The sequence below is a fragment of the Pseudomonas sp. CCC4.1 genome (assembly GCF_035019225.1).
Classification (GTDB): Bacteria; Pseudomonadota; Gammaproteobacteria; order Pseudomonadales; family Pseudomonadaceae; genus Aquipseudomonas; species Aquipseudomonas bubulae.
On record NZ_JASJWL010000048.1, the window covers coordinates 23209 to 37910 of the forward strand.

Annotated in this window: 14 protein-coding genes; 10 read left to right on the plus strand and 4 right to left on the minus strand. The window is 60.5% G+C overall.

Annotated elements, in window-relative coordinates; genetic code table 11:
- Positions 1-191 precede the first annotated feature (191 nt).
- Positions 192-1112, plus strand: coding sequence for a GGDEF domain-containing protein (locus QN377_RS17160; RefSeq protein ID WP_095000597.1), 921 nt, complete (start codon positions 192-194; stop codon positions 1110-1112).
- Positions 1109-2143: an AraC family transcriptional regulator gene (locus QN377_RS17165; RefSeq protein WP_095019763.1), complete on the plus strand. Its 1035-nt coding sequence runs from the start codon at positions 1109-1111 to the stop codon at positions 2141-2143. Before QN377_RS17160 ends, QN377_RS17165 begins: the two co-directional genes overlap by 4 nt.
- A gap of 157 nt (positions 2144-2300) precedes the next feature.
- Here QN377_RS17165 and QN377_RS17170 read toward each other — a convergent pair whose 3' ends face one another.
- Positions 2301-3311 (minus strand): Ldh family oxidoreductase, encoded by a 1011-nt coding sequence (locus QN377_RS17170; protein WP_095000599.1) that lies wholly within the window; start codon positions 3309-3311, stop codon positions 2301-2303.
- Positions 3312-3443: 132 nt separating this feature from the next.
- On the opposite strand from QN377_RS17170, the gene QN377_RS17175 reads away from it, so the two are divergent.
- The 6 genes from QN377_RS17175 to QN377_RS17200 all read left to right on the plus strand — a co-directional run bounded on the left by QN377_RS17175 (position 3444) and on the right by QN377_RS17200 (position 8712).
- A complete protein-coding gene (locus QN377_RS17175; protein WP_095024524.1) occupies positions 3444-4319 on the plus strand; it encodes a MurR/RpiR family transcriptional regulator in 876 nt (291 codons plus the stop codon).
- 13 nt (positions 4320-4332) lie between these two features.
- Positions 4333-5088, plus strand: coding sequence for a transporter substrate-binding domain-containing protein (locus QN377_RS17180; RefSeq protein WP_095000601.1), 756 nt, complete (start codon positions 4333-4335; stop codon positions 5086-5088).
- 104 nt (positions 5089-5192) lie between these two features.
- A complete protein-coding gene (locus QN377_RS17185) occupies positions 5193-5912 on the plus strand; it encodes an ABC transporter permease (protein ID WP_095019762.1) in 720 nt (239 codons plus the stop codon).
- Positions 5909-6619, plus strand: a complete 711-nt coding sequence (locus QN377_RS17190; protein ID WP_016780525.1) for an ABC transporter permease — start codon at positions 5909-5911, stop codon at positions 6617-6619. The genes QN377_RS17185 and QN377_RS17190 overlap by 4 nt, the downstream gene beginning before the upstream one ends.
- 49 nt (positions 6620-6668) lie before the next feature.
- Entirely contained in the window at positions 6669-7910 is a 1242-nt protein-coding gene (locus QN377_RS17195) for an FAD-dependent oxidoreductase (protein WP_095000604.1), read from the plus strand.
- A gap of 16 nt (positions 7911-7926) precedes the next feature.
- A complete protein-coding gene (locus QN377_RS17200; protein ID WP_095019760.1) occupies positions 7927-8712 on the plus strand; it encodes an amino acid ABC transporter ATP-binding protein in 786 nt (261 codons plus the stop codon).
- A gap of 122 nt (positions 8713-8834) precedes the next feature.
- Here QN377_RS17200 and QN377_RS17205 read toward each other — a convergent pair whose 3' ends face one another.
- Positions 8835-10871 (minus strand): NADPH-dependent 2,4-dienoyl-CoA reductase, encoded by a 2037-nt coding sequence (locus tag QN377_RS17205; RefSeq protein WP_095000606.1) that lies wholly within the window; start codon positions 10869-10871, stop codon positions 8835-8837.
- Between the two features lie 210 nt (positions 10872-11081).
- Between QN377_RS17205 and QN377_RS17210 the strand changes: the two genes are divergently transcribed.
- Together QN377_RS17210 and QN377_RS17215 are read left to right on the plus strand one after the other, a co-directional pair.
- Positions 11082-12212 carry a carbon-nitrogen hydrolase family protein gene (locus QN377_RS17210; RefSeq protein WP_322213121.1) on the plus strand — a complete coding sequence of 377 codons (1131 nt, stop codon included), beginning with the start codon at positions 11082-11084 and terminating at the stop codon, positions 12210-12212.
- Positions 12213-12216: 4 nt separating this feature from the next.
- On the plus strand, positions 12217-13257 hold the full coding sequence (locus QN377_RS17215; RefSeq protein ID WP_095019774.1) for an AraC family transcriptional regulator: 1041 nt from the start codon (positions 12217-12219) through the stop codon (positions 13255-13257).
- A 13-nt stretch (positions 13258-13270) separates the two neighbouring features.
- On the opposite strand, the gene QN377_RS17220 is transcribed toward QN377_RS17215, so the two are convergent.
- Positions 13271-13456 carry a hypothetical protein gene (locus tag QN377_RS17220; RefSeq protein ID WP_130871641.1) on the minus strand — a complete coding sequence of 62 codons (186 nt, stop codon included), beginning with the start codon at positions 13454-13456 and terminating at the stop codon, positions 13271-13273.
- Positions 13457-13494: 38 nt separating this feature from the next.
- Entirely contained in the window at positions 13495-14334 is an 840-nt protein-coding gene (locus QN377_RS17225; RefSeq protein ID WP_146541062.1) for a DUF2242 domain-containing protein, read from the minus strand.
- Positions 14335-14702: the final 368 nt, after the last annotated feature.

Here is a 14702-nt window from a genome sequence, read left to right on the forward strand (position 1 = left end):
ATTTACGAGTGCTGCGCAATCGGACGCAGCCTCGTTCCTTCGGCAGCTGCTACGAAATCGGGGGCAACCACGAGCTTGCGTTTAACTTTTTTTTCACCACACACCTGAGCTGATTCGACCCGCAAGCCCCGTCATACAGTTGTCACACCGCTCTGCTCTGCTGACCGGCAATAGGTTTGGGTAGAACTGTGATGACTTGGTTAAACGTCCTTAAACACCATCGCTACAAGCTTGGTTTACTGCTGCTGGCTGCCAATGCCGCGGTACTGCTCAACCTGGCATTCGGTACCCCCAAGGCCTTCAGCGAGTGGCACTGGCTGGATATCTTCGGCGAAGGCGGCACCGCCCTGTTTATGCTGTTCTGGCTGGGGCTGGTGATTAAAAGCCGGCCCACCGGGCGGGTCACCAACTACCTGGCGTACGGCCTGTGCTTTATGTTTTTTTCCTGGTGGGTGGATGTGCTCGACGAGTTTATCCGCCTGCCCAAACATATTGGCTGGGATCACTGGATGGAGTCGGCACCCATGCCCGTCGGCATGATTCTGCTGACCATCGGCCTGTTTCATTGGCACCGCGAGCAGCAGGCTATCAATCAACAGATGGAGAAGCGCGAGCGGGTATTTCGCGAGCACCGGCTGTTCGACAAACTCACCCCCCTGGGCGGCGCCGGTTACCTCAAGCACCAGGTCAGCGACTGCCTGGCGCAAAGCGTCGAGCAGCAACAGCCGCTGTCACTGCTGGCGCTGGATATCGACGATTTCACGTCCATCAACCAGCATTACGGCCACGCCGAAGGTGATGCCGTGTTGCAGGCCCTCAGCCAGTTGCTGCTGCTCAACCTGCGTCGCCACGATCTGCTCTGCAGGCTGGCCGGTGACCGTTTTGTGGTGCTGTTGCCTAATACCGGCGAGAGTCAGGCCCGCTTGCTGGCGCTGGAACTGCAGCAGGCGGTACAGAGCCTGGCCCACAAAACCCGCCAACAGGGTGAACGGGTGTATCTGTCGGCCAGTACCGCGGTGGTGATGGCCGTCAACGAAGCGCCCGATGAGCTGCTCAAGCGCCTGAACCTGACACTGGTGCGGGCCAAGCCGCCACGGAGCAAACGCGCATGATCCTGGACAGCCGCTGGTACGAAGCCGACAGCCGCTTTATTGCCGGGCACTATCAACCTGCGACCCTGATTGATCTGGCGTTGTCGCGGGATATCGACAGCCATCGCCTGCTGCGCGGTACCGGGCTGTTTTACGAGGACATCGTCGCCGGGCACACGCGTCTCAGCCCCCAGCAGTGTTTTACCCTGATCGCCAATGCACAACGCTTACTCGAAGCCGATGACAGCAGTTTTCTGTTTGGCCAGCGCCTGTGGCCGGGACATTACGGCCCGGCTAGCCACGCCTTGCATCAGGCACAGAACCTGCAGCAGGCCCTGGAAACCCTGATCCATCACCGCGCCCTGCTCAGCCCCTTGCTCACCCCGCGGCTGTTGCTGGACGACAAATACGCCTATGTGTACTGGCTCGACAGTTGTGGGGCCCAGGAGCAATTGCGTTTTGTACTGGAGGCCAGTATGACGGCGCTGATGGCCATGAGTCAGTGGCTCAGTGGCGAGCGCCTGCCGTGGGAATGCAGTTTCAGCCATGCCGAGCCGCATTATGTGGAGCAGTACTGGGTACATCTGGGGGAGAACACCCAGTTTGGCTGCCAGCTGGACATGATGCGCCTGCCCCGTGAATACCTGACCCGGCCCTGGCCGAATGCCTCGGCCATTGCCCGCCAAGTGGCCTATCAACAGGCACAGGAGCAGTTGCACAGCCTGGGCTTTCGCGCCAGCCTGCTTGACCGGCTGTATGTGTACTTGCGCAACAATGCCCGGGAGGCTCCGGGCCTTGAGCAGGCCGCGCAGCATTTTTCGGTGAGCCAGGCCACCCTCAAGCGCAAGCTGAACAAGCACGGCACCCACTTTCAGGCCCAGCAGGATCAGGCGCGCAAGCATATGGCGCTGTATCTTTACCAGATCAAGGGGCTGAGCAATGAAGCGGTGGCCGAGTACCTGAACTTCAACGACCCGGCGAACTTTCGCCGCGCCCTGAAACGCTGGACGGGGTGTACGCCCAATCTGATACGGCAGTTTCTGGCGTTGTAAACCACTCCCCAAACCTGATGCGCGCAGGTGGATTGTGGGAGCGGGCTTGCTCGCGATGCAGGCCACGCCGGTTATCTGGCAAACCGCGGTGATGCTATCGCGAGCAAGCCCGCTCCCACAGGTTTAGCGGCGTTTACCAAACGGATCCTTGGCGCAGTTACCCCGCCAATTCACGCAACTTCGCCAGCTCTTCAGCCCCCAGCGGGATGCCTTCGCTCAACGATTTGGCCCGCTCGATAAAGCGCCGGTCACCCGGCATGCGCTCAAGCCCTACTGCATGCATCTGCCGAACCAGTTCTGCGCTGCGCTGGGCAAAGCTGTTGCCGCCAGATTTGCTCGGGTCGATCACGATCAGCAATTGGCCGGTCCACGGGGTTTGTGCACCCGGGTGTTTCGACCAGTCAAACTCAAACGAGAAATTGCCCCCCGTCAGCGCCGCCGCCAGCAACTCGACCATCATCGACAGCGCCGAGCCCTTGTGCCCGCCAAAGGGCAGCAAGGCGCCGCCGTCGAGGATGGCTTTCGGGTCTTCAGTGGGCTCACCCTGCTTGTCTACGCCCATGCCAGCAGGCAACGAGTGGCCTTTACGAGCGGCAATTTGCACGTCGCCGTGGGCAATCGCACTGGTGGCCAGGTCGAATACGATCGGATTGCCATCCGCACAGGGTGCGGCAAAGGCAATCGGGTTGGTGCCAAACAACGGTTTTTGTGCACCGTGAGGCACTACGCAGGTCATGCTGTTGACCACGCTCAAGGCCACCAGGCCTTCTTCGGCAAACGGCTCGACATCCGGCCAGAGCGCGGCGAAGTGATGGGAGTTACGAATCGCCAGCACCGCAATCCCGGCACTGCGGGCTTTTGCCACCAGCAACTCGCGGGCGGCCGCCAATGCTGGCTGGGCAAAGCCCCCCGCCGCATCCACGCGGATAAACCCGCTGGCAACGTCTTCTACAACCGGCACCGCCTGGCCATTGACCCAGTTGCTGGCCAGTGATGACAGATAACCCGGAATGCGGAATACCCCATGGCTATAGGAACCATCGCGCTGCGCCCGGGCGCAGTTGTCCGCCAGTACCCCGGCAACCTCCGGCGAGGTGCCATGACGCTCAAAAATCCGTTGCAGCAAGGCGGTCAATTCGGCGAGGGAAAGCGACTGCGTGGATGACATTCTGGGGCTCCAGTCTGATTATTTTTGTCTGAGGCAAACTATCCTTCGATGACAGTTCTCTGTCAATTGTTGACTTAATGACAGAAAACATTCACTTTCTGCAACGCGCTGAAATAAAAACAGGAAGCAGTCGTGAGCCAGCCGATTAAACAACGCCTTGAAAGCAGTCTGTCAACCGCCGCCCCCTCGGGCCGGGCGATTGCCAGCTACATGCTGGCCAATCTCTACGAGCTGCCCTTTCAGACCGCCGCCGACATCGCCAGCAAACTGGGGGTCAGCGAGTCCAGTGTGGGGCGTTTTTGCCGTGCCCTGGGCTACAGCCATTTCAAGGATTTGAAAAACGATCTCAAGGACGACCTGGGCGATGGCCCGTGGCTGGTCGGTGATCGCTTGCAAGAATTCCGCCAGCAGTCGAGCCAGAGCCCGCAGGCCCTGCCGCGCAGCTTCGAGCTGGAAGTCGGGGCGCTGGTCAAGGTCTACGAATACAGCCTCACCCCGCAATGGCGTGCCGTCAGCCAGCGCCTGGCCACGCGGCCCAAGGTGTTTGTCGCAGGCTTCCAGACCGAGCGCGGAATCGCCGCCTCGATGGTGCATTTACTGCAATACCTGCGCGATGGCGTGCAGCTGGTCGACGGCGCCGCCGGGCATTACGCCGATGTACTGCTGTGCCCGCCGGCAGACTGCGCCCTGGTGGTGTTTGAAGCCCGTCGCTACTCGCGCCACGCCCAGTTGTTGTGCCGCAAGGCACGCGAGGCCGGTATCGAAGTCACGCTGGTCACCGATACCTTCTGCGACTGGGCCGACCAGAGCGCCAATGAAGTGTTTCGCGTGCCCACCGAGTTCAACCTGTTCTGGGAGTCCACCGCGGCCATGCTGTCGCTGGTGCATCTGCTGATCAATGAAGTGTGCAAACAACTGGGGCCTGACGTTGAAAAGCGTCTTGAGGCAACCGCGGCCTTACACAATGAGTTCGTGGGCTACACATCCTCACCCGGATCAAAACAATAAAACGAGGTGCTAGATGAAATACGTCATTCGCTTTGCAAGTGCATGCGCACTGGTGGCCGCCGTTGCAGCCAACGCTCAGGCCGACACGCTGACTATCGCCACCGAAGGCGCCTACCCTCCCTTCAACACCACCAACTCGGACGGCACGGTGTCCGGCTTTGACGTCGACATCACCAATGCCCTGTGCGAGCGCATGAACGCGCAATGCAAGATCGTTGCCCAGGACTGGGACGGTATTATTCCGGGGCTGATGGCGAAAAAATACGACGCCATCGTCGCGTCGATGATCGTGACCGATGAACGCAAAAAGAAGATCGCGTTTACCAATCACTACTACCGCACCCCGCTGTCGATCGCCGTGCCTAAAGACTCTGATATCACCGATGCGCAGATCGACTTCAAGGGCCGCACCATCGGTGCCCAGGGCGCTGCAACCCAGGGCATCTACGCCGAAGACCACTACGAAAAAGCCGGCGCCAAGCTCAACCTGTACCCGACCCTGGACGAGGCCAACGCCGAGTTGAAAAACGGTCGTGTCGATGCGGTGATTGCCGACAAATTCCCGCTGCTGGAATGGATCAACAAGGCCAGCGACGACTGCTGCAAAATCATCGGTGACGTCAACGGCACCAATGCCGACGCCGCCATTGCCGTACGCCAGAGCGATACCGTGCTGCGCGAGCGCTTCAACAAGGCGCTGGACGAAATCGTGGCTGACGGCACCTATAAAAAGATCAGCAGCAAGTACTTCGACTTCGACATTTACTGAGTCGCCTGCCCTCGCTTGAGGGCCTCCCTGCCAATGACCCTGCCCTGCGCACGTAACGTGCGCAGTGGCTGAATTTCGGCCCACTTTTGCCCGGGGATTCGAGCATGCTCGATCAACTCTCACTTCTTTCTTTTGCCAGTGGCGGCTGGGGCTCGGCGTTGCTCGCCGGCGCGCTGGTGACCATTGCCCTGGCCTTGAGCTGCCTGCCTATCGGCTTGCCCCTGGGCCTGGTCGTGGCGGTGGCGGCACGCTCGAAAAACCGTTGGCTGCGGGCGTGGGCAACCACTTTTTCCACGGTATTTCGTGGTTTGCCGGAACTGCTGACCCTGCTGATCATTTATTACGGCTGCCAGATCGCCGCACAAAAGCTGCTCGCCATGATGGGCTACGACGCGCAGGTGACGATCAATACCTTCGTCGCTGCGATGGTGGCTTTCAGCCTGGTATTTGCCGCCTTCTCGAGCGAGATCTGGCTGGGTGCGTTTAAAACCATTCCCAAGGGCCAGTTCGAAGCGGCCTCGGCACTGGGCCTGAGCAAATTCACCACCTTTCGCAAGGTGGTACTGCCACAACTGGCACGCATCGCCCTGCCGGGGCTGTCGAACAACTGGCTGTCGCTGCTCAAGGACACCTCGCTGGTGTCGACCATTTCCCTGGTGGACCTGATGCGCCAGACCAACCTGGCGGTCAGCGTGACCAAAGAGCCGATGCTGTTCTACACCGTCGCCTGCCTGGGCTATCTGTTTTTCTCGGCGATTTCCGGGCGTCTGTTCGCCTTTCTTGAACGCTACTTCAGCCGCCATCAACGGAGCGCGCAGCCATGAGTCTGGCGGATCTGCAAAACATGTTTCTCAACCCCGACCTGCTGGAACGCTACGGCCCGCGGTTTATCGACGGGCTGCTGGTCACCGGCAAACTGGTAGCGATTTCCTTTACCCTGGGGGCTTTGCTCGGCTTGCTGATCGCCCTGGGGCGTTTGTCGAGCAACCGCTTCTTGCGCAGTTTTACCGGTGCCTACGTGTACTTTTTCCGCGGCTCACCGCTGCTGGCGCAACTGTTTTTGCTGTACTACGGCCTCGGCTCGTTCAAGGGCTTCTGGCAGGACGTGGGCCTGTGGTGGTTTTTCCGCGATGCGTGGTTCTGCACCCTGCTGGCTTTCACCCTCAACACGGCGGCGTACCAGGCCGAGATCCTGCGCGGCAGTATCCTCTCCGTGGCCCAGGGCCAGCGTGAGGCCTGCAAAGCGCTGAACCTGTCGCGCTGGACCGCCTTTCGCAAGATCATTCTGCCGCAATCGTTGCTGGTGGCCATCGGCCCGCTGGGCAATGAACTGATCCTGATGATCAAGGCCAGTGCGATTGCCTCGCTGGTAACCATTTACGACCTGATGGGCGTGACCAAGATGGCGTTTTCGCGCAGTTTCGACTTTCAGGTCTACCTGTGGGCCGCCGTGCTGTATCTGCTGATCGTGGAAGTGGTGCGGCGCAGCCTGAAACTGATCGAAGGCCGCCTCGGCCGCCATTTGCAGTAAGCCCATTGCCCGGGCTGCGCACACGGCCCCCTGTTTTAAGGATTTGTTTATGCACTGCGACACTATCGTTCTGGGCGCCGGCATTGTCGGCGTCAGTACCGCGTTGCAACTCCAGGCTCGTGGGCGCAGCGTCGTGCTGCTTGACCGCGCCCAGCCAGGCAGCGGCACCAGCCACGGCAATGCCGGGCTGATCGAGCGCGCCAGCGTGATCCCCTATTCGTTCCCGCGGGAACTTTCGCGCCTGTTGCGCTATGGCCTCAACCAGCAATCGGACGTGCGCTACAGCCTCAAGCACCTGCCCAAGGCCGGGCCGTGGCTGTTGAAGTACTGGCAGCAATCCGCTCCCAAGGCGCTGGCCAGGGCCACCCGGGCCATGCTGCCGCTGATTGAACAATGCGTCAGCGAACACGACTTGCTGGCCGAGCCCGCCGGGGTGACTGCGCTGATCGATGACAGCGGCTGGATCGAGGTCTATCGCACCCAGGCCGACTTCGACAAGGCCCAACGCGATGCGGCGGCCTTGAGCGACTACAGGCTCAACTACCGGGTACTGGGCGAACAGCAGGTGCACGCCCTGGAGCCGGGCCTGCATAACGATGTGATCGGAGGCATTCACTGGCTCGATCCCAAGACCGTCAGTGACCCGGGCGGCCTGACCCGTGGTTATGCCGAATTGTTTGTAAAGCGTGGAGGCACCTTTGTCATCGGTGACGCCACCAGCCTGCGGGCAACGGCCGGGCAATGGCAGGTCGAGAGCCAGAAGGGCCTGATCGTCGGCAACGAAGTGGTGATTGCCCTCGGCCCGCAAGCACGGGCGATTTTCGAACCGCTGGGCTATCGCATTCCCCTGGCAATCAAGCGCGGCTATCACATGCATTACGCGGCCAAAGACGGCCACACCATGCAGCACCCGATTCTGGATTCAGTGGGCGGTTATGTGCTGGCACCGATGGTGGGCGGTATTCGCCTGACTACTGGGATCGAATTTGCCGACAGCGATGACCCGATCAACGAAATCCAGTTGCGCCGCTGCGAGGAGCGCGCCCAACGCCTGTACCCGCTGGGTGAGCGTGTGGATGCCGAACCCTGGCTGGGCCGGCGCCCGTGCCTGCCGGACATGTGCCCAGTGATTGGCCCTGGCAGCCGCCACAAGGGCCTGTGGTTCAACTTTGGCCACGCCCACCACGGCCTGACCCTGGGCCCGGTCAGCGGGCGTCTGCTGGCCGAAATGATGACCGGGGAAAAACCTTTCACCGACCCTGCGCCCTACAGCGCCGAGCGTTTTCACTGATTACTGGAGACACACCATGCTTGCACAACCTGCTTACGTTCATCCTGTGTCGCCAGTCACTGACACCCGCAAGGTCGTCGTGGATATCGCCGGGCTGAACAAATATTACAGCGCTTTTCACGTGCTCAAGGGCATCGACCTGAAGGTGCGCGAAGGTGAACGCATTGTGCTGTGCGGCCCGTCCGGCTCTGGCAAGTCGACGCTGATCCGCTGCATCAACCGCCTGGAAATCGCCGAGCAGGGTCGCATCCTGATCAACGACACCGACCTGGCACTGCCAACCCGTGAAGCGGCAAAAGTGCGCAGTGAGATCGGTATGGTGTTCCAGCATTTCAACCTGTTCCCGCACATGAGTGTGATCGACAACTGCATCCTGGCGCCGATGTCGGTGCGCGGCCTGTCGCGTAAGAAAGCCATCGAACTGGCCCAGCATTTTTTGACCAAGGTTGGCATTGCCAGCCAGGCTGATAAATACCCGAGCCAGTTGTCCGGCGGCCAGCAGCAACGTGTGGCCATTGCCCGGGCGTTGTGCATGGAACCGAAAATCATGTTGTTCGATGAGCCGACTTCGGCGCTGGACCCGGAAATGGTCAGCGAAGTGCTGGATGTGATGGTCAACCTGGCGGGCAGTGGCATGACCATGTTGTGCGTGACCCATGAAATGGGTTTTGCCCGGCAGGTGGCGGAGCGGGTGTTGTTCCTGGATGGCGGCATGGTGATTGAAGACTCGCCGCCCGAGGAGTTTTTCAACGCCCCGAAAAGCCCGCGGGCCAAGGCGTTTTTAGCCCAGATCGTGCATTAAGAGCAAAGCCCCTCACCCCAACCCTCTCCCAAAGGGAGAGGGGGCTAAAGGCCAAAGCAGATCATCGCAACGCCACAAATCAGTCCCCTCTCCCTCCGGGAGAGGGTTAGGGTGAGGGCGCTTTACAGCTGCGCCGCCAATCTCGACCCCTGATCAATCGCACGCTTGGCATCCAGTTCCGCAGCCACATCGGCACCGCCGATCAAATGCACGCTCTGCCCCGCTGCAACCAGGCCATCCTGCAACTCACGCAACGGATCCTGCCCCGCGCAAATCACAATATTGTCTACAGGCAATACCTGCGGCTCGCCCTCGCCAATACGCACATGCAAACCGGCATCGTCGATGCTCAGGTATTCCACGCTGTTGAGCATCTGTACCTGCTTGTTTTTCAGCCCGGCGCGATGGATCCAGCCAGTGGTCTTGCCCAGCCCGTCACCCACCTTGCTCGCCTTGCGTTGCAGCAAGTACACCTGACGCGCCGGGGCATGCACCTGAGGCTTGATCCCGGCCACACCGCCGCGAGCCTCAAGCTCGGTGTCGATGCCCCACTCTTTCCAGAACGCTTCACGGTCCTGGCTGGTAGACACCCCCTGGTGCACCAGAAACTCCGACACGTCAAAACCAATCCCGCCCGCGCCAATCACTGCAACCTTACCGCCCACCGGCTTGCGCTCCAGGATCACGTCCAGATAGCTCAGAACCTTGGGGTGGTCGATACCCGGGATCGCCGGCGTGCGCGGTGCGATGCCGGTGGCCAGGATGATTTCGTCAAATTTGCCTTCGACCAGTTGCTGCACATCCACCCGGGTGTTCAGGCACACCTCGACACCGGTGGTTTGCAGTTTGCGCTTGAAGTAACGCAGGGTTTCAAAGAACTCTTCCTTGCCCGGTATGCGCTTGGCCACATTGAACTGCCCGCCAATCTCGCTGGCTGCGTCAAACAGCACCACTTCATGCCCGCGCTCAGCCGCCACGCTAGCCGCAGACAGCCCGGCCGGGCCGGCACCGACCACGGCGATTTTTTTCACCGCAATGGTCGGCAAATAATTGAGTTCGGTTTCGTGGCAGGCTCGGGGATTGACCAGGCAACTGGTCAGCTTGCCGCCGAAGGTGTGGTCCAGGCAGGCCTGGTTGCAGCCGATGCAGGTGTTGATCTCATCACTGCGCCCGGCAGCCGCCTTGTTGACGAACTCCGGATCAGCCAGAAACGGCCGCGCCATCGACACCATATCGGCATCGCCTTCGGCCAGGATCTGCTCGGCGATTTCCGGAGTGTTGATGCGGTTGGTGGTGATCAGCGGCACACTCACCGAACCGCGCAGCTTGGCGGTGACTTTGCTGAACGCGGCACGGGGCACTTTGGTGGCGATGGTCGGGATGCGCGCTTCATGCCAGCCAATACCGGTGTTGATCAGGGTCGCACCGGCCGATTCGACCGCCTTGGCCAGTTGCACGATCTCTTCCCAGACGCTGCCGCCTGCCACCAGATCGAGCATCGACAGACGATAGATAATGATGAAATTCGGGCCAACGGCTTCGCGCACGCGACGCACGATTTCCACGGGCAGGCGCATGCGGTTCTCGTAGCTGCCACCCCAACGGTCAGTACGCTGGTTGGTGTGCGCCGCCAGGAACTGGTTAATCAGGTAACCCTCGGACCCCATGATTTCGACACCGTCATACCCGGCACTCTGGGCCAGCCTGGCGCAGGTCACGAAGTCGCTGATCTGCTTTTCGATGCCCTCTTCATCCAGCTCCCTGGGTTTGAACGGGTTGATCGGCGCCTGGATCGCACTCGGCGCGACCTGGCGCGGGCTGTAGGCATAACGCCCGGCGTGGAGGATCTGCAGGCAGATCTTGCCGCCGGCGTCGTGTACTGCGCGGGTCACAACCACATGCTTTTCGGCCTCTTCCACCGTACTCAGCTTGGCTGCACCGCTGTACACCCCACCCTCGTCGTTGGGCGCAATGCCGCCCGTGACGATCAGGCCCACGCCACCGCGGGCACGCTCGGCAAAGTAGGCGGCCATGCGTTCAAAGCCACCGGGCTTTTCTTCCAGGCCGGTGTGCATCGAGCCCATCAGGCTGCGGTTGCGCAAAGTGGTAAAACCCAGATCCAGCGGGGCGAGCAAGTGCGGGTAGCGAGTGGCGGTCATCAGTAGGCTCCACAACGGGCGAAATCACGGAACGCGGGATGCTCTGCGGCTCCCGTCGTTGATCTGAGGCACAGTAAAGACTCAACCGACCCCACTCAATGACCCAAAGTTACAAATTATTAACCCAAATGCGCAGCACCCCTTGGCAAGCCAACAACCGCCGCCTACCCTGTAGATTGAATTCTGCTGAAAGCTGTCTGTTTTATTTATATGCGCAAATTAATTGGCTGCACCTTACTGATTGCCCTCTTCGCTGCTGCAGGCGGTTATGCCTGGTGGACCACGCAACGGGATGTTGGCCACTACCTTTCTGACTTGCGCATCGAACTCGCGATTAACGAGGGTGTGAATAATGATCGCGGCAACCTGCTGGGCATCGAGCCCGACCTGTCACCCCGCGACTACCAAAGCCTGGCGCTGGTCCATCTGAAACTGGCGGCCTACTTGAACAGCGCCCGCGATGCCGGGCTGATCAACGGCAAAACCGTAGTGGTACTGCCGGAACATATCGGTTCCTGGTTGATGTTTAGCGGTGAAAAAAACCAGCTGTATCAAGCCGCCAACCTCAATCAAGCAATGCACTGGCTGGCCATCAGCAACCCGCTGGCCTTTGCCAATGCGTGGTTGCGCGCTGACGGCGAAAGCCGGGTCAACGATGCTCATCTGCGCATGAAAGCCAACAGCATGGCCGACGATTACCAGACCCTGTTTGGCGGCCTGGCCAAAGAGTTCGGGGTAACCCTGGTGGCCGGCAGCATCGCCTTGCCCGACCCGCGCATTGAACACGGCAAACTGCTGGTCGGCACCGGCGCGTTGTACAACAGCAGCGTGGTGTTTGACCGCGAGGGTGCCGCCATCGGCACTCCGCAGCGCCAATTGCTGCCCACCTATGAAGAACAAAGCTATATCCAGCCCAGCCCCGATCATGAGCTGAATGTGGTCGACACCCCGGCCGGACGCCTGGGCATCCTGATCGGCAGCGACAGCTGGTACCCCGAGAACTACCGCACGCTGAACGAAAAAGGCGCGCAACTGATCGCAGTGCCCGCGTTTATCGTCGGCAAGACCACCTGGGACAAACCCTGGGGCGGTTACAAAAGCGTGTCGACGCCCAGTGAAATCAGCCTCAAGCCCGGCGAAGTCACTGAGGGCGATGCCTGGCATCGCCTGACCTTCACCAGCAGCCTGCCCATCAGCACCGCCAACGCTGGCGTCACCGTGTTCTTGCGCGGCAAGTTCTGGGACAAGCACAGCACCGGCCAGGGCTTTATCAGCCGCAACGGCCAGACCAGCCCGGACCAGCCTGGCAGCGGTGCACGACTGCTGAACCTCTGGTTATAGAATGATGAAACCGCTGCCGATGCGCCTGGGCGATCTATCGGTCGGGTTCGTTCAGTCCCTGGCCGACGCCGTGCGCAGTTGCGGCCACGACCCGGCCCCCCTGCTCGACCAGTTCGGCCTTGACCCGGCCCGTCTGGCCCAGCCTCTGGCACGCCTGTCGATCCCGCGCTATATGCGCCTGGGCCACGCCGCAATTATGCTGACCGGCGAGCCGGCACTGGGCCTGCGTATGGGCCAACTCAGCCGTCTGGGCCAGGTGGGCCTGGCCGGCGTCACCGCAGCCCAGGCACCCACAGTGCGCGAAGCGGCCCGCACCCTGATACGTTTCGAACCCTTGTACGGCTCCAACTACCGCGGGCAGTCAAGCCTGCACGAAGACGCCCAGGGTGCCTGGCTGCGGTTTTACTCCATCAGCCCGTACAACGCCTATAACCGCTTTGTGGTGGACTCGATCATTGCCGGCTGGTTGCAGCACCTGTCCGCGGTTGCAGCCCGGCCCTTGAGCTGCGAGCAGATCGATATCGAATTCAGCGAACCGGATTACGCCCAATGCTACAACGGGCTGGGCAGCTCGACCCTGCAGTTTCGTGCAGAAACCAACCAGCTGCGCCTCAATCACGCCACCCTCGACCTGCGCAACCCGCAGCACTGCCCCAGCACCTGGGCCTACCTGCTGCAACTGTGTGAGCGCGAACTGGAGCAAATGACCCGCACCCGCAGCCTGCGCGAGCGCATTACGCAACTGCTGGGGCCTTTGCTCAATGGCGGTCGCGAACCCGACCTGGAGGAAGTGGCGGCACGCCTCAAGCTGCCGACCTGGACCTTGCGCCGCAAGCTGGCCGAAGAAGGCACGCAATTTCGCGCCATTCTCAACGACACACGCCGCGACCTCGCCATGACCTATATCCGTGATACGGAGCTGGCCTTCGGCGAAATCGCTTATTTGTTGGGGTTTGCCTCAGCCGAGGCGTTTCAGCGGGCCTTCAAGCGCTGGAATGCGCAGACGCCGGGAGAATACCGACGGCGTCAGCGCCAGACTGCCTGATGCTGCACCGGGCTCAAAGCTCGGTCGCATCGTCGGCAGGTTCCAGCGGGTCCAGTTCAAAGGCCTGGTATTCAAGCAGCTCTTCCTGATAGTCGTCCATACAGCATCCCTTTTCAGTCTGTTTGTTTAAGTCATGCCTGAGCATAAAGTGCCCGCATGAAGGAAAAATGACACCTTCGCGGGCACTGTCAATACTCATCGTTAAACGTAGCAGAGCTTTTGAGATTTACTGCACAGTTATTGAACGGGGGAAGGCTCTACGGCGGCAGGTACGGGGGTGATGGCAGGCTCGGTCACAGGCTCGACCACAGGCGTGACTGGCGCCACCACTGCAGGTACCGTTACCGGGGCCTCCAGCACAGGTAGAACAGGTTCGGCTGCGGCCGGGGGCAGCAGCACAGGCTCGCTGGCAGGCGCCACAACTGGTTCGGGCACAATAACCGGCTCGGGTGCAGGCACAATCACTTCAGTCGGCACTGGCGCAGGCTCTGGCACGCCCAGATCAGGCTTGGCTTTTTGCGGCGCCTTTACCGCTTTCACGACTTCCTTGGGCTTGGGCAGGAACACTTCGACCAGGCCAAAAAAACGGTCATAGAACTGCGCCGAAGACACCGTCTCGCTGGCGACTTTGACCATCGAATCATCGGTTGAACCAATCGGCATCGACACCGAACCCAGCACACCGACACCCAGACTGGCAGAGTTGTTGACTTTCTTCAGGGCGTAACGGTCCTGCAGCGCATTGGCAAACATGGTGGCGTGATGCTCAGAACCGCCATCGTCGGCACACACAATGTTGAAGCTGATCTCCAGATGGCTTTCGCCGGTTTGCTGGAAGCTCTTGTGGCCGCTGATCATTTTCGGGTCATTGCTGGTGATGATATAGCCCTGGCTGAGCAAGGCGCGCCGCGCTGATTCGCAGGCTGTCTTGTCGGTCACCGGGTAATTGCGCGAGAACGTACCGGAGTCATCGAAGTTTTCATGTTCATAGATGGCAGTTTTCTTCGACGAGCAACCTGCCAGGCCAGTCAGCACGAGAGCGACTACCACGGCACGCACGGGGAATGACATAAGCATTGAAAATCCTGAAGAGAACGGTACGGGGCGTATTGTGCATCAAGTGGTGATAATCGCGGGCAGTTTGTCGCGTCTGATCGTGGATCGCGGCCTGAAACCGCATTCGACCCCACTGTGGGAGCGAGCCTGCTCGCGAAGGCGCCAAGAGCTTCGCGGTTATCCGGCAAGTCCGGCATCTTCGCGAGCAGGCTCGCTCCCACAATGGCTGGGTCCGTACAAAATCCCGGGCACAAAAAAAGCGACCCTGGGGTCGCTTTTTTTGTAGCTTCAGGGAGTTCAAGGGCCCTGAAGCAAATATGGCGCAGCGGACGGGACTCGAACCCGCGACCCCCGGCGTGACAGGCCGGTATTCTAACCGACTGAACTAC

Coding starts and splice junctions, on each gene's coding strand:
- QN377_RS17205 (WP_095000606.1), bottom strand. CDS start 10,871: ATGACCGCCACTCGCTACCCGCACTTGCTCGCCCCGCTGGATCTGGGT.
- QN377_RS17200 (WP_095019760.1), top strand. CDS start 7,927: ATGCTTGCACAACCTGCTTACGTTCATCCTGTGTCGCCAGTCACTGAC.
- QN377_RS17210 (WP_322213121.1), top strand. CDS start 11,082: ATGCGCAAATTAATTGGCTGCACCTTACTGATTGCCCTCTTCGCTGCT.
- QN377_RS17185 (WP_095019762.1), top strand. CDS start 5,193: ATGCTCGATCAACTCTCACTTCTTTCTTTTGCCAGTGGCGGCTGGGGC.
- QN377_RS17165 (WP_095019763.1), top strand. CDS start 1,109: ATGATCCTGGACAGCCGCTGGTACGAAGCCGACAGCCGCTTTATTGCC.
- QN377_RS17195 (WP_095000604.1), top strand. CDS start 6,669: ATGCACTGCGACACTATCGTTCTGGGCGCCGGCATTGTCGGCGTCAGT.
- QN377_RS17225 (WP_146541062.1), bottom strand. CDS start 14,334: ATGCTTATGTCATTCCCCGTGCGTGCCGTGGTAGTCGCTCTCGTGCTG.
- QN377_RS17180 (WP_095000601.1), top strand. CDS start 4,333: ATGAAATACGTCATTCGCTTTGCAAGTGCATGCGCACTGGTGGCCGCC.
- QN377_RS17170 (WP_095000599.1), bottom strand. CDS start 3,311: ATGTCATCCACGCAGTCGCTTTCCCTCGCCGAATTGACCGCCTTGCTG.
- QN377_RS17215 (WP_095019774.1), top strand. CDS start 12,217: ATGAAACCGCTGCCGATGCGCCTGGGCGATCTATCGGTCGGGTTCGTT.
- QN377_RS17160 (WP_095000597.1), top strand. CDS start 192: ATGACTTGGTTAAACGTCCTTAAACACCATCGCTACAAGCTTGGTTTA.
- QN377_RS17220 (WP_130871641.1), bottom strand. CDS start 13,456: ATGAGTATTGACAGTGCCCGCGAAGGTGTCATTTTTCCTTCATGCGGG.
- QN377_RS17190 (WP_016780525.1), top strand. CDS start 5,909: ATGAGTCTGGCGGATCTGCAAAACATGTTTCTCAACCCCGACCTGCTG.